24 protein-coding genes and 1 riboswitch are annotated in these 18102 nt (G+C 58.5%); of the genes, 9 read left to right on the top strand and 15 right to left on the bottom strand.

All coding sequences use genetic code 11. From position 1 onward, the window contains the following. Positions 1 to 952: DUF3400 domain-containing protein (locus NMK_RS15165; RefSeq protein WP_146187220.1), on the top strand; the 952-nt coding region annotated here is incomplete at its 5' end. A 67-nt stretch (positions 953 to 1019) separates the two neighbouring features. On the opposite strand, the gene NMK_RS15160 is transcribed toward NMK_RS15165, so the two are convergent. Next, positions 1020 to 1478 (bottom strand): RrF2 family transcriptional regulator, encoded by a 459-nt coding sequence (locus NMK_RS15160; protein ID WP_109016596.1) that lies wholly within the window; start codon positions 1476 to 1478, stop codon positions 1020 to 1022. Positions 1479 to 1624: 146 nt separating this feature from the next. On the opposite strand from NMK_RS15160, the gene pcnB reads away from it, so the two are divergent. The 6 genes from pcnB to panD all read left to right on the top strand — a co-directional run bounded on the left by pcnB (position 1625) and on the right by panD (position 6236). Then, positions 1625 to 2983 carry a polynucleotide adenylyltransferase PcnB gene (pcnB, locus tag NMK_RS15155; protein ID WP_109016595.1) on the top strand — a complete coding sequence of 453 codons (1359 nt, stop codon included), beginning with the start codon at positions 1625 to 1627 and terminating at the stop codon, positions 2981 to 2983. 85 nt (positions 2984 to 3068) lie between these two features. After that, a complete protein-coding gene (gene folK, locus NMK_RS15150; RefSeq protein WP_109016594.1) occupies positions 3069 to 3557 on the top strand; it encodes a 2-amino-4-hydroxy-6-hydroxymethyldihydropteridine diphosphokinase in 489 nt (162 codons plus the stop codon). Next, entirely contained in the window at positions 3554 to 4201 is a 648-nt protein-coding gene (locus NMK_RS15145) for a deoxynucleoside kinase (protein ID WP_109016593.1), read from the top strand. Before folK ends, NMK_RS15145 begins: the two co-directional genes overlap by 4 nt. After that, positions 4198 to 4974 (top strand): 3-methyl-2-oxobutanoate hydroxymethyltransferase, encoded by a 777-nt coding sequence (panB, locus tag NMK_RS15140; RefSeq protein WP_109016592.1) that lies wholly within the window; start codon positions 4198 to 4200, stop codon positions 4972 to 4974. Before NMK_RS15145 ends, panB begins: the two co-directional genes overlap by 4 nt. Then, the gene (panC, locus tag NMK_RS15135; protein ID WP_109016591.1) at positions 4974 to 5822 is read left to right on the top strand and encodes a pantoate--beta-alanine ligase; all 849 of its coding nucleotides are present in this window, start codon (positions 4974 to 4976) and stop codon (positions 5820 to 5822) included. The genes panB and panC overlap by 1 nt, the downstream gene beginning before the upstream one ends. Before the next feature lie 33 nt (positions 5823 to 5855). Then, positions 5856 to 6236 carry an aspartate 1-decarboxylase gene (gene panD, locus NMK_RS15130; RefSeq protein WP_109016590.1) on the top strand — a complete coding sequence of 127 codons (381 nt, stop codon included), beginning with the start codon at positions 5856 to 5858 and terminating at the stop codon, positions 6234 to 6236. A 75-nt stretch (positions 6237 to 6311) separates the two neighbouring features. Here the strand turns inward: panD and NMK_RS18570 are convergent, their stop codons facing one another. The 7 genes from NMK_RS18570 to NMK_RS15095 all read right to left on the bottom strand — a co-directional run bounded on the left by NMK_RS18570 (position 6312) and on the right by NMK_RS15095 (position 12626). Next, on the bottom strand, positions 6312 to 7472 hold the full coding sequence (locus tag NMK_RS18570) for a methyl-accepting chemotaxis protein (protein ID WP_109016589.1): 1161 nt from the start codon (positions 7470 to 7472) through the stop codon (positions 6312 to 6314). 80 nt (positions 7473 to 7552) lie between these two features. Further along, positions 7553 to 7631: riboswitch (cyclic di-GMP riboswitch) on the bottom strand. An 86-nt stretch (positions 7632 to 7717) separates the two neighbouring features. Next, positions 7718 to 8380 (bottom strand): dethiobiotin synthase, encoded by a 663-nt coding sequence (gene bioD / locus NMK_RS15120; protein ID WP_109016588.1) that lies wholly within the window; start codon positions 8378 to 8380, stop codon positions 7718 to 7720. Continuing rightward, complete coding sequence (bioC, locus tag NMK_RS15115; protein ID WP_109016587.1) at positions 8377 to 9246, bottom strand: malonyl-ACP O-methyltransferase BioC; 870 nt, start codon at positions 9244 to 9246, stop codon at positions 8377 to 8379. Before bioC ends, bioD begins: the two co-directional genes overlap by 4 nt. Continuing rightward, complete coding sequence (gene bioH / locus NMK_RS15110; protein WP_109016586.1) at positions 9239 to 10009, bottom strand: pimeloyl-ACP methyl ester esterase BioH; 771 nt, start codon at positions 10007 to 10009, stop codon at positions 9239 to 9241. The genes bioC and bioH overlap by 8 nt, the downstream gene beginning before the upstream one ends. After that, positions 10006 to 11184, bottom strand: a complete 1179-nt coding sequence (bioF, locus tag NMK_RS15105) for an 8-amino-7-oxononanoate synthase (protein ID WP_227871523.1) — start codon at positions 11182 to 11184, stop codon at positions 10006 to 10008. Before bioF ends, bioH begins: the two co-directional genes overlap by 4 nt. 49 nt (positions 11185 to 11233) lie before the next feature. After that, positions 11234 to 12208 (bottom strand): biotin synthase BioB, encoded by a 975-nt coding sequence (gene bioB / locus NMK_RS15100; RefSeq protein ID WP_109016585.1) that lies wholly within the window; start codon positions 12206 to 12208, stop codon positions 11234 to 11236. Further along, complete coding sequence (locus NMK_RS15095) at positions 12201 to 12626, bottom strand: hypothetical protein (protein WP_109016584.1); 426 nt, start codon at positions 12624 to 12626, stop codon at positions 12201 to 12203. The genes bioB and NMK_RS15095 overlap by 8 nt, the downstream gene beginning before the upstream one ends. Here NMK_RS15095 and NMK_RS15090 point away from each other — a divergent pair. Next, a complete protein-coding gene (locus tag NMK_RS15090; protein WP_370848913.1) occupies positions 12610 to 13368 on the top strand; it encodes a ComF family protein in 759 nt (252 codons plus the stop codon). The two genes, NMK_RS15095 and NMK_RS15090, sit on opposite strands and share 17 nt — an antisense overlap. A gap of 2 nt (positions 13369 to 13370) precedes the next feature. Here the strand turns inward: NMK_RS15090 and NMK_RS15085 are convergent, their stop codons facing one another. Beyond that, positions 13371 to 14153, bottom strand: a complete 783-nt coding sequence (locus tag NMK_RS15085) for an ankyrin repeat domain-containing protein (protein ID WP_227871522.1) — start codon at positions 14151 to 14153, stop codon at positions 13371 to 13373. Positions 14154 to 14387: 234 nt separating this feature from the next. On the opposite strand from NMK_RS15085, the gene trmL reads away from it, so the two are divergent. Then, entirely contained in the window at positions 14388 to 14852 is a 465-nt protein-coding gene (gene trmL, locus NMK_RS15080; protein ID WP_109016582.1) for a tRNA (uridine(34)/cytosine(34)/5-carboxymethylaminomethyluridine(34)-2'-O)-methyltransferase TrmL, read from the top strand. A 40-nt stretch (positions 14853 to 14892) separates the two neighbouring features. On the opposite strand, the gene NMK_RS15075 is transcribed toward trmL, so the two are convergent. From NMK_RS15075 to NMK_RS15050, 6 genes are all read right to left on the bottom strand, one after another. After that, positions 14893 to 15882, bottom strand: coding sequence for an NAD(P)H-dependent glycerol-3-phosphate dehydrogenase (locus tag NMK_RS15075; RefSeq protein WP_109016581.1), 990 nt, complete (start codon positions 15880 to 15882; stop codon positions 14893 to 14895). Beyond that, positions 15879 to 16340, bottom strand: a complete 462-nt coding sequence (locus NMK_RS15070) for an SH3 domain-containing protein (RefSeq protein ID WP_109016580.1) — start codon at positions 16338 to 16340, stop codon at positions 15879 to 15881. Before NMK_RS15070 ends, NMK_RS15075 begins: the two co-directional genes overlap by 4 nt. Beyond that, positions 16324 to 16803 carry a protein-export chaperone SecB gene (secB, locus tag NMK_RS15065; RefSeq protein ID WP_109016579.1) on the bottom strand — a complete coding sequence of 160 codons (480 nt, stop codon included), beginning with the start codon at positions 16801 to 16803 and terminating at the stop codon, positions 16324 to 16326. Before secB ends, NMK_RS15070 begins: the two co-directional genes overlap by 17 nt. A gap of 143 nt (positions 16804 to 16946) precedes the next feature. Then, a complete protein-coding gene (grxC, locus tag NMK_RS15060; protein WP_109016578.1) occupies positions 16947 to 17204 on the bottom strand; it encodes a glutaredoxin 3 in 258 nt (85 codons plus the stop codon). Between the two features lie 28 nt (positions 17205 to 17232). Continuing rightward, complete coding sequence (locus NMK_RS15055) at positions 17233 to 17649, bottom strand: rhodanese-like domain-containing protein (protein ID WP_306419348.1); 417 nt, start codon at positions 17647 to 17649, stop codon at positions 17233 to 17235. Positions 17650 to 17721: 72 nt separating this feature from the next. After that, complete coding sequence (locus tag NMK_RS15050) at positions 17722 to 18042, bottom strand: ArsR/SmtB family transcription factor (RefSeq protein WP_109016577.1); 321 nt, start codon at positions 18040 to 18042, stop codon at positions 17722 to 17724. Positions 18043 to 18102: the final 60 nt, after the last annotated feature.

Below are 18102 nucleotides of genomic sequence, written 5' to 3'. Positions count from 1 at the left end.
GCCGCCCGCCACGGTAGGCAAGCCGCCGATCCGCGAGCAAGTGGTTCACTTCCTCAACCGCCCCATGCCCAAGGGCTTGCCGACCAAGACCTCGCGCGCCATGATGGGCCTGGAAGACCCGACCATGGTGCCGGTGATCCGCAATCCGCAGAAGGCGGGGGACGACGCCGATGCAGTGTTCTACTTCCCCGGCTGCGGCTCGGAGCGCTTGTTCTCGCAAGTGGGGCTCGCTACCCAGGCGCTGCTGTATGAAGTTGGCGCGATCACCGTGCTGCCGCCCGGCTACTTGTGCTGCGGCTATCCGCAGACTTCGGCGGGCAACCACGACAAGGGCCAGCAGATCACGGCAGAGAATCGCGTGCTGTTCCATCGCGTCGCCAACACGCTGAATTACCTCGACATCAAGACCGTGGTGGTCTCCTGCGGCACTTGCATGGACCAACTCCTCAAGTACGAATTCGAGAAAATTTTCCCAGGCTGCCGCTTGCTGGACATCCACGAATACCTGATGGAGAAGAACCTCAAGCTGGAAGGCGTCACCGGCACGCGCTACATGTACCACGAGCCTTGCCACACACCGATGAAAACCTATGAGGGTATCAAGGTCGCCAATCAGCTCATGGGCACCCAGGTGCAGTTGAACGACCGCTGCTGCGGTGAATCAGGCACCTTTGCCGTGGCACGACCGGACATCGCCACCCAGGTGAAGATGCGCAAGCAGGAAGAACTGGAGCGCGGCGTTGCCAAACTGGGCGCTGCACCTGGCGAACAGGTGAAAATTCTGACCTCCTGCCCGTCCTGCTTGCAAGGGCTGGATCGCTACACCGAAGACACCGGTGTGGATGCGGACTACATCGTCGTGGAGATGGCCAAGCACCTGCTTGGACCGGACTGGATGAAGGATTATGTCGCCAAGGCAAACAACGGCGGGATCGAAAAAGTCCTGCTGTAAAAAAAGGTCGTAACCTACAAAAAAGCCCGGTTGACGAATCAACCGGGCTTTTTTATCATTTTTATCACTAATGCACTGGCATCAGTTCGCCAGGAATGTCGGCGAGACGGTATTTTCCGGCCTTGACCGCTTCGGCCAAGTCCGCCAGATTCTGCCCGTTAAGCATGTCGACGATCTGCGATTTGATGGGCAAGAACTTGTTGTGCATGGGGCATGCGGTTTCGTCGCTGCATTGCTTGAGTCCAAGCACGCAGTGGGTAGTGAAATCCTGGCCTTCGGTAATCAGCAGTACGCGCATGAGATCGATTTTTTCCGCGTTCTCGCGCAGGCAGAAACCGCCCAGCCGGCCGCGGAAAGACGTCAGGACGCCACCCTTGCACAACATCTGCATGATCTTGGCCAAATATGCAGAAGGCACGCCCAACTGCTCCGCCACTTCGCGGCTGAGGATGGGGTTGCCTTCGCCTTTCAAGGCAATGTAGATAAGGGCCTGGATGGCATACTGGCTAGTACGTGAAATCAGCATTCGTCATTCCCGGATATAGAAGTCTCAATTATTGATTTTATATGCATTGTAAATAATATGCACACACTTTATTCCTTAGCACTGTCGAACGCCGACTTTGCGTTATAATTCGCCAACTTACCACCTCTAAATCCGCAATATCTTCAATGATTCGTAAACTTCTGCAACGCGTATTCAAGCCCAAACACAAAAAATCGGGCACCCCTGCCACCGTTCAGAAATTTCATCGCCGCACCCACGGCATCGACAAGCACAAACTCAGCACCGCAGCGCTTAAGACGGTAGAAGGCTTGCAGAAGGCCGGCTATTCAGCGTTCGTGGTGGGCGGCGCCGTGCGCGACCTCATGCTTGGAAAAACGCCCAAGGATTTCGACGTCGCTACCGACGCTACGCCGGAACAGGTACGCCAGCTGTTCCGCCGCTCGCGCATCATCGGGCGCCGATTCCGCATCGTGCACGTCATGTTCGGCAACGAGACCATTGAGGTGACAACCTTCCGTGGCAGCCACCTGGGCGGAGGTGAAGATGGCGAGGTCGATGCACAAGTCGCAGAAAGCGGCCGCATCCTGCGCGACAACGTGTTCGGTACCCAGCAGGAAGACGCCGAGCGGCGCGACTTCACCATCAACGCGCTGTACTACGACCCGACCACCGAAGAAGTGTTCGATTACCACGACGGCGTGCCCGATATCCAGGCGCGTGTGCTGCGCATCATCGGCGACCCGGAAACCCGCTACCGTGAAGACCCGGTGCGCATGCTGCGTGCAGTACGTCTTTCCGCCAAGCTGGGCATGAAGCTCGATCCCGCGACGGAGCATCCTATCCCCCGCCTCGCCGAGCTACTGCACGACGTACCGCCCTCTCGCCTGTTCGAGGAAATGCTCAAGCTTTTCCTCTCCGGCCACGCCATGGAAAGTGCCAACGCCCTACGCAAGCACGGCCTGCATCACGGTCTGTTGCCGCTGCTCGACGTGGTACTGGAACAACCCATGGGCGAACGCTTCATCACCGGCGCGCTGCAAAACACCGACGAGCGCGTGCAGCAAGACAAACCGGTCTCGCCGGCGTTCCTGTTCGCAACGCTGCTTTGGCACGAGGTGCTCACGCTGTGGCAGAAATACCAGGCTGCAGGCGACAAGCCGATCCCCGCCCTGCACGCTGCCATGCACGAGGTTTCTGACATTCAGGCCGGCAAATTGTCGATCCCCAAGCGTTATTCGGTCACCATGAAGGAAATCTGGGGCTTGCAACCGCGCTTCGAGCAGCGCTCCGGCCAGCGCCCTTTCCGTATGCTTGAAAACGAGCGCTATCGCGCCGGTTACGATTTCCTGCTGCTGCGCTGCGAATCAGGCGAAATGCCGATGGAACTCGCCGAGTGGTGGGACACGTTCGCCCATGCCGATACAGAAACCCGCAACCGCATGCTGCAACCGGACACGGCGCCCAAGAAGCGTCGCCGCCGCCGCAAGCCGGCCTCGGCGAAAGCGGCCCCCAGTGCGGAGTAATTCGGCCCGGGTTCGCCCGGTCCGGTATCATCATCGTTGATCGTCAGCAGCTGGCTGACACCTGATTCAAATCGTTAGGCCCACCATGCTTCATCGTGCTTACATCGCGCTCGGCAGCAACCTACAAAATCCGACAGCTCAAGTCTCAAAGGCTTTCGAAGCCTTGAATACCTTGCCCGAAACGCGCGTCGTGCGCACTTCATCGCTGTATCGAACCGCCCCGGTAGGCTACGACAACCAACCGGATTTCATCAATGCTGCAGCCGAAGTCGAGACCGAGCTACCAGCCTTGGACTTGCTTCGCGCGTTACTGGCGCTGGAAGCGAGTTTCGGTCGCGAGCGGCCTTTCCCCAATGCGCCGCGGGTTCTTGACCTCGATCTTTTGCTTTATGATGATCTCGAGATGCAAACCCCGGAACTGACCCTGCCCCACCCTAGAATGCACGAACGCGGCTTCGTGCTGTTCCCGCTTGCGGAGATCGCGCCTGAAATCGCGATCCCCGGGCAAGGCCAGATGGCTACCTTGTTGCCTGCTTGCGCCGATCAGGGCGTGGAAAAACTGAGCGCCGCATGAGCATTACCCAAAAATACCCCTACATCGTCATCGAAGGCCCCATCGGCAGCGGCAAAACCACATTGGCGCGCAAACTTGCCGACCATTTCTCGGCCCAGCTGCTACTGGAAAACGCAGGTGCTAACCCCTTCCTGCCCAAGTTCTACGAAGATCCTTCGCGCCACGCACTGGCGACGCAATTGTTTTTCCTGTTCCAACGCGCAGAGCAATTGCAGGGGCTGGAACAGCCCGACCTGTTCGGCACGCCTGTGATCGCCGATTTTTTCCTCGATAAAGATCCACTATTCGCTCGCCTGACGCTGAACGATACCGAATTCAACCTGTATCGCACCATCTACAACCACTTGCAGCCGCAAACCCGTACGCCGGACTTGGTGCTATACCTGCAAGCCCCGGTGGAAACCATGATGGAGCGCATCTACAAACGCGCCATCCACTACGAGCAGCACATCGGCCGCGACTATCTGGAGCGCCTCGCCGCTACGTATAGCGAGTTTTTCCACCAGTACGATGCCTCACCGCTGCTCATCGTCAACAACGAACATCTCGACGTCTCGACCAGCGAGGATGCGTTCAACCTGCTGCTGGAACGCATCGACAGCCTGCGCGGGCAGCGCGAGTATTTCAACCCCAACCTGGAATGACACAGTCCCGAATCAACGCCTTGACGGCAAGCGGCGAAAAAATCGCCATGCTGACCTGCTACGACGCCAGCTTTGCCACCCTGATGGAACAAGCAGACGTAGATGTGCTGCTGGTCGGCGATTCGCTCGGCATGGTGCTGCAAGGCAGCAACGATACGCTCGACGTCAGCATGCAGGATATGGAGTACCACACGCGCTGCGTCGCCAACGGTGCAGACCACACGCCCATCATCGCAGACATGCCCTACGGTAGCGATCAAGACCCTTTGCATGCACTGCCCAACGCCCACCGACTCATGGCCGCAGGTGCCCATATGGTGAAGCTGGAGGGGGCCAAGTTCGATGTAGTCGAGTGCCTGGTGGCAAATGGCATTCCCGTATGCGGCCACCTCGGGTTTACGCCGCAATCCGTGCACGAGCTGGGCGGCTACAAGGTGCAAGGTCGCGATGAAGCCAGTGCAAGCCAGATGTTGAAAGACGCTCTGGCCTTGCAGCAGGCAGGCGCTTCCATGCTCGTTCTGGAAATGGTGCCGGCCGAGCTCGCCAAGACGTTGACCGAGGCATTAAGCATTCCCACCATCGGCATCGGTGCCGGGCCGCACTGCGACGGACAAGTGCTGGTGGTGCAAGACATGCTGGGCATTTATCCCGGCAAGACGCCGCGCTTTGCGCGTAATTTCCTGGATGGCGCAGATAGCGTGCAATCCGCGCTGCGCCATTACGTTCAAGCCGTCAAGGACGGCAGTTTCCCTACCGCAACACATTCATTCTGATGGACATCATCGCCCGCATTCCGGAACTGCGCGCCCGGCTGCAAGCCGAGCGCAACATCGCCTTCGTGCCCACCATGGGCAACTTGCACGAAGGCCATATCTCGCTCATGAAACAGGCGCAAGAGCGCGGCGATTGCGTCGTCGCCAGTATTTTCGTCAACCCACTGCAATTCGGGCCGAATGAAGACCTGGCGAACTACCCCCGCACCCTGGCGCAGGATTGCGAAAGGCTTGTAGCGGCAGGTGTGGACGTCGTATTCACCCCGACCGAGGCCGACCTCTATCCGCAAACGCAGACTGTTATTGTCAAGGCGCCGCCGATTGCGAACGAACTGTGCGGTGCGCATCGCCCGGGGCATTTCGACGGCGTGACAACCGTGGTGCTCAAGCTGTTCAATATCGTGCAGCCGCAGACAGCGCTATTCGGCAAGAAGGATTTCCAGCAGCTGTTTATCCTGCGCGAGATGGTGAAACAGCTGGATTTACCCATCACCGTCATTCCCGGCGAAACAGTGCGCGAACAGGACGGCCTGGCGATGAGCTCGCGCAACGGCTATTTGAAGCCGGAACAACGCGTAGAGGCACCGCGGCTCTACGGCGCCCTCAAGCAGGTCGTGAAAGCGATTCAGGACGGCCGCCGCGATTTCTCCGCCATCGAGGAACAGACGCGGCAATATCTCACCATGATGGGCTGGATCGTCGACTACGTGGAGATTCGCAGTGCGGAGACGCTAGGCAAGGCGCAGGCCGGGGATCAGAATATGGTCGTACTGGCGGCAGCCAAGCTCGGAAAAACGCGACTCATCGACAATGTCGAGTTTTGCGTCGAGCCCGGCATCCGATTATAATGTCCGTCCTTTTGAATCAAGCGGATAGCTGATATGCAAAGAACCATGCTCAAATCCAAGCTGCATCGGGTGCACGTAACGCACTCCGAACTCGGCTATGAGGGTTCCTGCGCGATCGATGAAGACTTGCTGGATGCCGCAGACATCAAGGAATACCAGCAGATCGAGATTTACAACGTCAACAACGGCGAGCGCTTTACGACGTATGCAATTCGCGCCCAGCGCAATTCCGGCATTATCTCGGTCAACGGTGCAGCCGCCCGCAAGGCCATGCCCGGCGACATCCTCATCATCGCCACCTACGCCGTCTACAACGAGTTGGAACTGGAGAAGTTCAAGCCCGACCTGGTATACGTCGACGCCATGAATCGCATCAAGGACAAGCGCCGGGAAATTCCGGTACAAGCTGCTTAAGCACTAGCAAGAACAATAAACAGCACAATAAAAAACGGCAGCCTTGGCTGCCGTTTTTTATTGCTGTAATCCTGCTTAGACGCTGAACTTGGACACCAGCGTATTGAGGCTCTCTGCCTTCTCGCTCAGGCTCTTGGACATGCCGTAGAAGGCATTGGCCTCTTCCGCGTTCTTCTGCGACAGACCTTCGATATAAGTAACAGCCTCGGTGATACCACCTGCGGAGCTTTCCTGCTGCGCTGTCAGGGTCGCAATGGTATCGGACATACCGACGATAGTTTCCACGGATGTCAGGATGCCATGCAGTGCTGCATCGGCCGATTTGGCGTTGCCGGCAGCAGTAGCGGCTTCGGTCTGTTTTTCGCGCACCGTACGCGAAACCTGCTGCGCCTTGGTTTGCAGACTGGTGATGATCTGGTTGATCTCTTCGGTGGACTTGCCGGTACGCTGCGAAAGATTACGCACTTCGTCAGCCACCACGGCAAATCCGCGGCCTGCCTCGCCGGCCCGCGCTGCTTCAATCGCGGCATTCAGCGCCAGCAAGTTGGTCTGCTCGGAAATATCGCGGATGACTTGCATCACCGTGCTGATCTTGTTGATTTCTTCCTGCAAGCCGCCAATGGATTCGGCAATACCTTGCACATCGCTCGAGATATGCTCCAGCGCATGGATCGTATCGCCCACCACTTCGCTACCGTTGACGGCTGCGGTGTTGGCCTCGCGTGCCGAAGCAGCAACCTGGCTGGCATGCTGGGAGACTTCCTTGATCTGCTCGGCCAGGTGCAAGATGCTGTCGGCGATCTGGTGGGTATGCTCGCCCTGGCTGGCGATGGCTTCCTTGGTACGGGAAGAAATGCCGCTCATCTCGGTCGCGGCAGTATTGAGCTCACCGGCAGTGTCTCGCACGGTCTGGATCAGCTTGGCGGTTCCCTTGCGGGCGCTGTCGTATTCGTAACCCATCCAGGCGAAGTCATCCTTGCCATTTAAGCCGAATTTCTTGGAAAGATTGCCGGCTGCCATGGTTTGCAAGGCACCGACGATTGCTTCGGCGCGTCGTGCCGTACGGAATCCGAGGTACATGGCCGTGGCAATGTTGAGCACCAGGAAGGCGGCGACCACCTCGATGGCATGTACGAAATAGCTGACTACCAGTGCGACAGTGACAAGAAGAGAAAGTACCAGAAACTGTTTTCGCAGATTCAGGTTCTGTACAAGGGATTCCAATAATGAGTTCATGACGCTGCCGCTCCTCGTGTTTAATTGTTTCGATTGAAGGGCAAAGAACACAGGCGACCCGAGGCTAGGGGTCTTTTCCGCTCGGCAATCCCGCTATCCACTAAGTTCGGACCGGTAATTTTGCGTCCCTGCCTTACGACAGGTTTGCCCTTTTCAATACGATTGTTGATTTTTTCAAATTATCGAAGCGAATGCCTATTCCAGTCAAGAAATCCCGATAACTCAGTCGCTTAATTTCTTCGGAATTATCTGACTTTAAGGTTCACTTCGCGCCAATCCGGGACCGCTTGATGTAAGTGAATACCCAAGCACTCCGCAGGCAAACGCTGCTGCAAGCTTTCGAGGTTTTCTTCAAACGCCAGCATGTCCGGATCGACCTGATTGGCGATCCATCCAGCCAGTTGCAGCCCTCGTGCCGCAATGGCCTCCGCCGTCAGCAAGGCATGGTTCAAGCAACCCAACCGCATGCCGACCACCAGGATGACGGGCAGCCCAAGCGCAACTGCCAGATCGGCCGTATCCTGCGTCGCATTGAGCGGTACGCGAAAACCGCCCACGCCTTCGACCACGACGATGTCGGCTTGCTGCATCAAGGCTTTAAAGCCTTGCAGGATCGGATCAAGCGCAATTTCGACACCGACCTGGGCTGCGGCAATATGTGGTGCCAACGGCGGCTCGAAGGCATAAGGATTAACCGTTTGCAGCGGCGCCCCCACGTTCCCCGCAGCCTGCAATTGCTCGACATCCTCCGATAGCCAAGCGCCGTCGACTTCGCGGCATCCGGCAGACACAGGCTTCATGCCGACAGCGCGGTATCCCTGCTGCGTAAAATGATGCAGCAAGGCACACGACATGAAAGTCTTGCCGACGCCGGTATCCGTTCCGGTGATGAAAAAACCCTGTTTCATTTGCGTGGGAATATTCTGATGGGTTGTCCCCCATCGTTCGTCTTCGATTGCGCCTTCCAGGCATGTCCGTAGACCACTTCATACGTCGCCGGCAGCTTGCCGTCCAGGCGGAAACGCTCGTAATTCTCGGCCAATTTCCGCAGGAAAGACTTTCCCTCGAGCCCGCGGCGCCGTCCTTCGGTCGCATTGTGCGCGCCGATGGCCTTGAGATCGCGCATGAGGGCCTTCACATCATCGTACGTCAACGTTATGCGCTCCATGTCCATCACTGGGTCGGCAAATCCGGCGCGCACCAGCGCATCGCCGATATCATGCATGTCCAGGAAGCGGCTAACGTGGGGATGCTCTTCATCGCCCGCCGAGGCGGCGCGCAATTCCATCAAGGTATCCGGGCCAAAGGTGCTGAACATCAGCAAGCCATCTGGCCGCATCACGCGATGGAACTCGCCGAAAGTCAGGTCGAGATCGTTGCACCATTGGATGGCAAGATTGGACCAGACCAGATCGACACTATTCGCTGCCAGCGGCAAGGCTTCAATGTCGCCGCAGATGTAACCCTGGCGCCGCTTCCACGGCAATCGCTCCATCCAGCCACGGCGGCTCGCCGCCATCGCCAGCATTTGCGGCGCGATATCGAGGGCCAGGAGCTGAGATTGTGGATAGCGTTCAGCGAGGCGCTGGATTCCCCAGCCGGTACCGCAACCCGCGTCCAAAGCCCTTCCGGGCGACAGTTTCACGAGATCGAGGCGCGAGAACATGCGCTCGAACACTTCGCGCTGCATGACGGCCGCAGCGTCGTAACTCTGCGCCGCGCGGCTGAACGAACGGCGCAGGTAACGCTTATCGATCTGGTATGCGTCAGTCACCGAGCCCGTCCTTCAATTGGCCGACGAACCAGCTGGGATGCGACAGGAAAGGCGCATGAGAAGCGCCTTTGCAGATTTCCACGCGCACGCCTTGCGGCCCCTGTTCGGCCATCCACTGCGCGGCGGCTACCGGCGCCAGCTTGTCGTAATCGCCGTGCAGCACCAGTGTCGGCGTATTAAGTTGCGCGACTTCCTGACGGAGGTCGCTTTGTAACAGCAGGTCGAGGCCGGCCTGCAAGGTTTCCGGGCTACCGCCCGGACGTTCGAAAAAGCGTTCTCGCAATTGGCGAATCGTGTCCTTGGCCGCATCTCCGCCATGTGCTTGCAAGGCGAGAAAGCGGGACAGCGTACCGCGATAGTCCGCACCGACTTGCGCAGCAAATTGGCGAAAGACTTCGGGCTCGATGCCGTTGTCCCAATCCTCACCACTCACAAAACGCGGCGTCGCCCCGACCAATACCAATTGCCGCACCTGCTGGGGCAAGCGCTTTGCCCATTGCATCGCCACCAAACCGCCCAATGACCAGCCGCAAACGATGGCACTTGCGGGCACTGCTTCGGCAATACGGTCTACCAGCGCATCCAGCGTGTAGGGTTCGCAAGGCTCGCTCAAGCCCAACCCCGGCAAATCGACGATGTGCAGGCGAAAAGCTTGAGTTAGCTCCGGTACCACCGGCGACCACACGCCACCGTGCATGCCCCAGCCATGAAGCAGGACGAGGTCGGGACCTTGCCCGACAGTTTCTACATGGAGCCGGCTCATGCGCCTACCGACTCCCGCTCCAACGCCGAAATTTCCGCGGCCAGCTGCTGCACGTCTTCGACCGTATGGGCGGCAGAAAGAGAAATACGCAGACGAGCCGTGCCCTTGGGCACGGTGGGTGGGCGGATGGCGGGCACCAGCAGGCCGCGTTCCAACAAGCGCTCGCTGACGCGCAGCGCCTCGTGGTTGTCGCCGATGATGAGGGGCTGGATGGCCGTATCGGAAGGGGCGAGCTGCCAGCGTTGCAGGACGAGGCTGCGCTTGAGCGTTTGCACCAGGGTTTGCAAATGCGTACGCCGCCACGCTTCGGCCTCGATCACCTCCAGGCTCGCCAACAGTGCGCCGGCCAGCATCGGCGGGGAGGCTGTGGTGTAGACGTAGGTACGGGCATTCTGGATGAGGGTCTTGATCACCTCCGGCTGCGCCGCCACGAACGCCCCGGAAACTCCGGCCGCCTTGCCCAGCGTCGCCATGTAGACAATACGGGGGCTGGCAATACCGGCATGGGAAAGAATGCCCTGCCCTTTGTCGCCCAGCACGCCGAAGCCGTGGGCGTCGTCCAGCATCAGCCAAGAGTCGTAGCGCTCGCACAATTCCAGCAGGGCTTGCACCGGGGCGATATCGCCATCCATGCTGAATACTGCATCAGCGATTACCAGTTTGTTTTTGGCTTTCGAGGCCGCCAGCAGTTTTTCCAAAACTGCGACATCGTTATGCGGAAACCGCGTCATCTCGGCCCGCGACAGCAGGACCGCATCGTTGAGCGAGGCATGGTTGAGACGATCGGCGAACACTTCGTCGCCGCGGCCGACCAACGACGTCACGGCGCCAAGATTCGCCATGTAGCCGGTAGTGAACAGCAAGGCCTGCGGCAAGCCGACAAAGTTGGCGAGTGCCTTTTCAAGCGAGTCGTGCAAGGCATGATGCCCGGTAATGAGATGCGAAGCCCCACTGCCGATACCCGCTTTGTCGGCGGCAGATTTGGCGGCCTCGATCAAGGCCGGATGATTGGCGAGGCCGAGGTAATCGTTGCTGCAATACGAGACCACTTCACGGCCGTCCACCAGGATACGTGCCCCCTGCGGCGATTCCAGCACGCGACGACGACGCAACAGGCCGGCCGCTTCGCGCTCGGTCAGGGCATCGGTCAGTTGGCTCAGCAGGAAGGATGTCACGGGAGGAATCAAGGGCTGACGGCCTTTGCAGGCCGCCAGCGTATCGGATTTAAGCGGGATGAATGCCGAGCTTGTCGAACAGCTTCTGGTCGGCCTCGGTGTCGGGATTGCCAGTAGTCAGCAGTTTTTCGCCGTAGAAAATCGAATTGGCGCCGGCGATGAAACACAAGGCTTGCATGGCATCCGTCATCTGGCTACGGCCCGCCGACAAACGCACGTAGGACGTCGGCATGGTGATGCGGGCTGCGGCAATGGTCCGCACGAACTCGATCTCGTCCAGCGGCTCGGTGCCGCACAGCGGCGTACCTTCGACCTGCGTAAGCAGGTTGATGGGCACGGATTCAGGCGGCGTATCCATATTGGCAAGCTGGGCCAGCAGGCCGGCACGCTGAGTACGCGACTCGCCCATGCCAATGATGCCGCCGCAGCAGACGTTCATGCCGGCGTCGCGTACTTGCTCCAGCGTGTCCAGACGGTCTTCGTAGGTACGGGTGGAAATCACCTCGCCGTAGAATTCCGGCGCGGTATCCAGGTTATGGTTGTAGTAGTCGAGGCCCGCATCCTTCAACTGCTCGGCCTGGCCTTCCTTCAACATGCCCAGCGTGGCACAGGTTTCCAGCCCCAGCGCCTTCACTTCGGCGATCATCTTGAGCACGGGCTCGAGGTCTTTTTGCTTGGGACCGCGCCAGGCGGCACCCATGCAGAAGCGGCTGGCGCCTTTTTCCTTGGCGGCGCGCGCGGCGGCGACCACAGCATCCACTTCCATCAGCGATTCGTTCTCCACGCCGGTGTGGTAACGCGCCGATTGCGGGCAGTAGCCGCAATCTTCGGAACAGCCGCCGGTCTTGATCGACAGCAGCGTGCTCACCTGCACGGCATTGGGATCGAAATGCTGACGATGCACGGTTTGCGCACGATGGATGAGATCGGCGAACGGCAGTTCGAACAGTTCGGCGATTTCAGCGACGCGCCACTTCTTGCGCTCGCCGGTTGCAGCCACGGCCAAATCCGCGACGTTATTCATGTTCGGTCTCCACAGTCATGTCTTTCCAGGGCTCCTGGCGAGCGCGCTTGATGTCGCGCAAGCCCAAGGGCACCACTACGATCAGCGCAACCACCCACACCAGCACCCAGAACATGGGCAGATGCAACGGGCCCAGATGGATGCCTCCGGGCACCCACTTGGTCATGATGCCGCTGAAATTCAATACCACCACCAACGCGCCGACCAACCCGTAAAAACGGTATCCACCCGGATAGAGGAACTCGCGAACCCGCATGTTGGGATGATGCGCAATCGAGGCATGCACGAAGATGGAAGCAGCCACCCACAGCAAGGTCGGCACCACCAGGGGCATCAGGATAATGGAAGCGCAGGCAAAGATATTGAAGAGCTGAGCGTCGCGCCGTTGCTGGTCGGCGGTGATGGTTTTCACTGGCATAATGGATGCTCTGGCGAAAAAAGAAGGCATTATAGTCTGTCAACTCATGCGCCGGCAATTAATTGACATCTGCACAAAAATAACTCAAAACATGCTGCCGCAGCGATGTCTGTTATGCGGTATGGCCTGCGGTTCGCGTTGGATTTGTGTCGGTTGCGAGGAGGATTTGCCAAGGCATCCTCATGCGCATTGCCCGGTTTGCGCCCTGCCCACACCGCTCGGGGAAACTTGCGGGGAATGCCTTAAACATCCGCAGCACTTCGATGCTACCCATGCGGCATTCGCTTACGCCTTTCCCGCCGACGCTTTGTTGCGCGCGCTCAAATATCAGAGCCGCCTCGCCATCGCCGAGTGGGCTGCACTCCACATCGAGCTATCCGGCACCCGCCCGGATTACCTCATCCCCATGCCGTTGCATGTTAATCGACTGAAGACACGCGGCTTTAATCAAGCCATGGAAATCGCACGGGCCCTTTCCCGGCGCTACAGCATCCCGCTGCTGCATGAAGCGGTGGAACGAGTCCGCGAAACCGAACCCCAAGCCGGATTGCCGCGCGCCGAACGCACTCGCAATATGCGCAATGCCTTTGCTTGCCGGGAAGGATTCTCCGGCAAGCACGTGGCCATTGTGGATGACGTTATGACCAGCGGCGCCAGCCTGAACGAATTGGCGCGGATGCTGAAAAAAGCGGGTGCAATGCGCGTGGAGTGCCTGGTGGCGGCGAGAACGCTGCGCGATTGAGGTTACGGCCGGGCGCCTTTTTCCTCGAGCAATTGGACGATATGCTCATGCCCGGCTTTTTTAGCCAGTGCCAGTGCGCTTTCTCCGGCTCGAGTCCGGGCGGAAATATCAGCGCCGCGCTCGATGAGGATTTCGGCGATGCCCACGGTACCGCCGGAAAGCGACAACAGCAGCGGCGTCCAGCCCAGGCGATCACGGACGTTGATGTCCGCCCCCTTGTGAATCAGCCGCTCGGCAATGGCCTTATAGCCGTAGGTCGGTTTGCCGCAAGCCAGCAACAACGGCGTAAAACCCATCTTGTCGCGGGCGTTGGGGTCTGCACCGGCCGCCAACAGAATCCTGGCGACCACGGTAAAGCCTTTTTTCAACGCCACGATAATAACAGGCGTGCCTTGCTCGTCCTCGACGTGCACACTCATCCCGCCTCGCACGAAAAGATCGACGACTTCCTGCTCGCCGCGCTGGATAGCCTTGAGGAACTCTGCCTCGTTGAAGGTAACACCTCGGGTTTTGAGTACTTCGACGGCTTCCTGCGAAGTTTCGGCCTGACGCAAGCGCTCGGATTCGCGAAAATCGCGCAGGCGCAGGATATCGTTCAGGACGTCGGCCGGAAACCCTTTGCGGCCGCCGCGGTTATCAATAATGAGATCGGTGAAATAGGCATCGATTTCTTTCGTATCCCAAAGCTCGTCGATCTTCCTGAGGATACGCTCGTATTGCGCTTCCAGGGCGAAGGGATAGTCGTCGCCAAGGCATTCGAACAGGGGATATTTCATCGCTGTCATAATTTCTCGTTATGAGTGTTGTGCGTGGATTTTGCGCAGCATGGAAACGCCTCTAGCATCGCGCTTGCCGAGCGATTTTGCAAGACAGACGAGATCTTCACTACTGCAATTTCCGCGAAACCCGATTCAAGCTAAAGGGTTCACGCTAGAATGCCGTGCTCCGTCGCTGATGATCAAGCGATCATCCAAGACGCGGCCATTGTTGAGTAACCCTCCCTGAAAAACAAGCTTTCCATGTTCAACATCGTCCTCTACCAACCCGAGATTCCGCCCAACACTGGCAATATCATCCGGCTTTGCGCCAACACGGGAACGGCCCTGCATCTGGTCAAGCCACTCGGCTTCGACCTAGACGACAAGCAACTGAAACGCGCAGGACTGGATTATCACGAATACGCCACGCTGAAGGTCCATGAGACGTGGGAAGATTGCCTTGAGACTTTTGCTGGAAAGCGCATGTTCGCGCTCACGACCAAGGCTTCGATGCCTTATACCGATATCCAATTCCAGCCCGACGACGTGTTTGTATTCGGGCCGGAAACGCGGGGACTACCTGAGGAAATTCGAGCACAGTTTGCGCCGGAACGACGCTTGCGCTTGCCCATGCTGCCGGAAAGCCGCAGCCTCAATCTATCGAACAGCGCAGCGGTGCTGGTCTACGAGGCGTGGCGGCAGAACGGGTTCGGCGGTAACCGGTAGACATTGCAGCCGCCGGGACTTCCGGCAGCCGCAAAGAGAATCAATAGACTTCGGCTTTTTGCTCGCGGTTGAGCAGGTTTTCCACGGCATCGCGCGGCGACAGTCCCGTGGAGAGCACTTGATGCACCTGGTAGGTGATCGGCATCTCGATGCCCATATTCTGGGCTCGATTACAGACTTCACGGGCCGTGTAGACGCCTTCGGCCACGTGCCCCAATCCACCGAGAATCTGCTCCAGCGTTTCGCCCTTGGCGAGACGCAGGCCCACCTGGCGGTTGCGGGATAAATCGCCGGTACAGGTCAGTATTAAATCCCCGGCCCCCGCCAAGCCCATCAAGGTTTCTGCTCGTGCCCCCAGCGCCAGGCCGAAGCGGGTGATCTCTGCCAAGCCGCGGGTGATCAACGCAGCACGCGCGTTATTGCCGAAGCCCATGCCGTCGCAAATCCCCGCCGCGATGGCGATCACGTTTTTCAACGCACCGCCGACCGAGACACCGATGACGTCGGTGCTGCTGTAGACGCGCAAATGGTTGCCGTGCAGAGCAGCGGCTGCATTACTGGCGAATTCGGCATTCGATGAAGCCAGGGTGATGGCGGTTGGCAGGCCTGCTGCCAGTTCCTTGGCAAAGCTAGGACCGGACAGCGGACCCCAGGCATGATCAGGAGGAAGCTCTTCGGCGGCCACTTCATACAGCAACTTTGCACTGGAAGCCTCCAGGCCCTTGCAAGCCCAAGCCACCGGCGCCTTGCTGCCTGATGCCCGAATTTCGCGCAGCATGTTGCGGAGGCCCGAAGTCGGCACGACGGAAAGAATCAAATCGGCTTGCTTCAACGCCGTGTGCAGGTTGCTTTCCAGTTGGAGCTTTTCCGGGAAAACGGCGCCGTCCAGATAGTGGGCATTGGTGCGCGTGCGACGCATTTCTTCCACGTGTTCCGGATTGCGCGCCCACAGGGTCACAGGATGTTGATGCGCGGCATGAATTGCCAAAGAGGTGCCGAACGAACCGGCACCCAGAACGGTGATCTTCATATTCCCCAAACCTGATTAGCCGGTAGATAGCCTGTCAGCCCGTCGCGGTGCTTCACCTTGACCCAGCCGTTAGCTGGCGCCTCGACCAGTTCCAGCGCCACGTCCTTGTCCACCTTGAATACCACGGAAGACGCGGCATCGGCGGTTTCGTGTACATCTGCATGATCAACGGCGACGACGGTTCGCTTGGCTGCGAGATCCTTGCTCTCGATCCAGGCCAGCCCGCCCGTCTTGTCGCGCACCTTGATCCACTCGCCGAGTTCGACGATAACCTCGACAGGATAGAACTGGCTGACGACGAAAAGCTTCTTGCCCTTGGCGGAAGGTGCGTCGTAGAGGACGGCGCGCGGCACGGAAACCGAGCGGTAATCCAGCGCATGGGCCGCTGCCGGCAAGAAGGCCGGCAGCAGGCTTAACGCCAATAGCAAACGCCGGAAAGCGTTAGTGGGTCGTTGCATTCTCAGCAGATTGCTGTTGCAGTTGCTGTGCGTAGAGGGCTTCGAAATTGATCGGGTTGAGCAGCACCGGCGGGAAACCGGCACGCGTTACCAGGTCGGACACGGCCTCGCGAGCATACGGGAACAGGATGTTCGGGCAAGTCACGGCGAGGATCGCGGAGATGTTTTCGTCCGGCACGTTGCGGATGACGAAAATACCGGCTTGCGCCACTTCAACCAGGAATGCGGTCTTGTCCTGCACCTTGGAAGTGACGGTGATAGTGACGACCACTTCGAATACGCCCTGGTCGATCTGGGCGGCCTTGTTTTGCAGTTCGATGCTGACTTCAGGCTGTTCTTTTTGCAGGAAGATTTGCGGGGCATTCGGTGCTTCGAGCGATAAATCCTTCACATAGATTTTCTCGATGCCGAAAACCGGTTGTGCGTCCTGTTGTTGTGCGTCCTGCTGTTGTTCCTCAGCCATGATGGTTTCCTAGAAGTGCCTTGCGGCAGGGTTAAAGTATTGAAAATTCGATGAAGGGGCTATTCTAGCCGGTTCCTACCGGTTTTTGAATTCAAGGGAACGGTGCGGCATTACCCCCATTCCAAAGCAGCTTGTTGAACCCCCTACAGTCCTAGCAAGGCGTCCAACTCCCCGGCCTTATCCAGCGCGTACAAATCGTCGAACCCGCCGACGTGGCGCTCGCCGATATAGATTTGGGGTACGGTACGGCGGCCGGTACGTTCCATCATCTCCACTCGACGCTGGGGCTCTAGGTCCACACGGACCTTGTTGATCTCGGCAACGCCCTTGCTTTTCAACAGGCGCTCCGCGTTAACGCAATACGGGCAAGAGGCAGTTGCATACATCACGATATCCGGCATGATCCAGTCCTTGCTTATCCTTTGATGCTTAATCCCTGGTCGTGGGCAGTTTTGCCGCCTGCCAGGCGGCAAATCCACCGCCCAGGTTGAAGATTTTGGTGAAGCCTTGCTTACGCAACAGTGCGCAAGCCGTCGCAGAGCGCATGCCGGACTGACAATTCACCACAATGGGCTTGTCTTTCCAAGCATTCAGCTCGCCTGCCCGGGATAGCAATTGCCCGAGCGGAATATGCCGGGCTTCTGGAATATGACCGTTGGCGAACTCGGCGTCTTCACGCACGTCCAGAATCATTGCGTGCTCACGGTTGGCCAGCATGACGGCCTCGCTAGGCGACACTTCGCCGATACCGAACAGCTGGCGGCGTATCATCGGCCACACCAGCATGGCGCCCGAACCCAGGGCGAGGCCGATAAGCCAGATATTGTTCTTGATAAATTGCATCATGGAGAGTTCCTGCCTGAATTGAAAGCGGCGGGAAGGCCAGCCTGCCCGCCGCATATGAAACTATTGCGCGGATTACTTCCTGTCGCTACAGAACACCTCGCGCAGCAACTCCATCAATTGCAGAGTGCGCGGATCGGCAATGCGGTAGAACACGCGATTTGCATCCTTGCGGGTGCGCAGCACTTCCTTCTCCCGCAGGATGGCGAGATGTTGGGAAATGTTGCTCTGGGTCGTGCCCACCTGCTCGACGATCTCCTGCACGCTCAACTCGCTGGAGCCGAGGATACACATGATCTTGAGGCGTAACGGATGGGACATCGCCTTGAGGGCGAATGCGGCCTGTTCGATATCTTTATCGTGCTGAATGAGCGCGGACTGGTCCATGGTTTGCATTTGAGTACCGAATATCGGGTTGGTTTCCCAACCGACCGAGAGGCCGTGGGAAGGGTCACA

The sequence above is a fragment of the Novimethylophilus kurashikiensis genome (assembly GCF_003112435.1).
In the GTDB taxonomy this organism is placed as follows: Bacteria; Pseudomonadota; Gammaproteobacteria; order Burkholderiales; family Methylophilaceae; genus Novimethylophilus; species Novimethylophilus kurashikiensis.
This window is presented reverse-complemented; position numbering and strand designations above follow the sequence as displayed.

Excerpts from the sequence above, each read along its gene's own strand:
- NMK_RS15160 (WP_109016596.1), bottom strand. The coding sequence starts at position 1,478 with ATGCTGATTTCACGTACTAGCCAGTATGCCATCCAGGCCCTTATCTAC.
- pcnB (WP_109016595.1), top strand. The coding sequence starts at position 1,625 with ATGATTCGTAAACTTCTGCAACGCGTATTCAAGCCCAAACACAAAAAA.
- folK (WP_109016594.1), top strand. The coding sequence starts at position 3,069 with ATGCTTCATCGTGCTTACATCGCGCTCGGCAGCAACCTACAAAATCCG.
- NMK_RS15145 (WP_109016593.1), top strand. The coding sequence starts at position 3,554 with ATGAGCATTACCCAAAAATACCCCTACATCGTCATCGAAGGCCCCATC.
- panB (WP_109016592.1), top strand. The coding sequence starts at position 4,198 with ATGACACAGTCCCGAATCAACGCCTTGACGGCAAGCGGCGAAAAAATC.
- panC (WP_109016591.1), top strand. The coding sequence starts at position 4,974 with ATGGACATCATCGCCCGCATTCCGGAACTGCGCGCCCGGCTGCAAGCC.
- panD (WP_109016590.1), top strand. The coding sequence starts at position 5,856 with ATGCAAAGAACCATGCTCAAATCCAAGCTGCATCGGGTGCACGTAACG.
- NMK_RS18570 (WP_109016589.1), bottom strand. The coding sequence starts at position 7,472 with ATGAACTCATTATTGGAATCCCTTGTACAGAACCTGAATCTGCGAAAA.
- bioD (WP_109016588.1), bottom strand. The coding sequence starts at position 8,380 with ATGAAACAGGGTTTTTTCATCACCGGAACGGATACCGGCGTCGGCAAG.
- bioH (WP_109016586.1), bottom strand. The coding sequence starts at position 10,009 with ATGAGCCGGCTCCATGTAGAAACTGTCGGGCAAGGTCCCGACCTCGTC.
- bioB (WP_109016585.1), bottom strand. The coding sequence starts at position 12,208 with ATGAATAACGTCGCGGATTTGGCCGTGGCTGCAACCGGCGAGCGCAAG.
- NMK_RS15090 (WP_370848913.1), top strand. The coding sequence starts at position 12,610 with ATGGTTTTCACTGGCATAATGGATGCTCTGGCGAAAAAAGAAGGCATT.
- NMK_RS15095 (WP_109016584.1), bottom strand. The coding sequence starts at position 12,626 with ATGCCAGTGAAAACCATCACCGCCGACCAGCAACGGCGCGACGCTCAG.
- NMK_RS15085 (WP_227871522.1), bottom strand. The coding sequence starts at position 14,153 with ATGACAGCGATGAAATATCCCCTGTTCGAATGCCTTGGCGACGACTAT.
- trmL (WP_109016582.1), top strand. The coding sequence starts at position 14,388 with ATGTTCAACATCGTCCTCTACCAACCCGAGATTCCGCCCAACACTGGC.
- NMK_RS15075 (WP_109016581.1), bottom strand. The coding sequence starts at position 15,882 with ATGAAGATCACCGTTCTGGGTGCCGGTTCGTTCGGCACCTCTTTGGCA.
- NMK_RS15070 (WP_109016580.1), bottom strand. The coding sequence starts at position 16,340 with ATGCAACGACCCACTAACGCTTTCCGGCGTTTGCTATTGGCGTTAAGC.
- secB (WP_109016579.1), bottom strand. The coding sequence starts at position 16,803 with ATGGCTGAGGAACAACAGCAGGACGCACAACAACAGGACGCACAACCG.
- grxC (WP_109016578.1), bottom strand. The coding sequence starts at position 17,204 with ATGCCGGATATCGTGATGTATGCAACTGCCTCTTGCCCGTATTGCGTT.
- NMK_RS15055 (WP_306419348.1), bottom strand. The coding sequence starts at position 17,649 with ATGATGCAATTTATCAAGAACAATATCTGGCTTATCGGCCTCGCCCTG.
- NMK_RS15050 (WP_109016577.1), bottom strand. The coding sequence starts at position 18,042 with ATGCAAACCATGGACCAGTCCGCGCTCATTCAGCACGATAAAGATATC.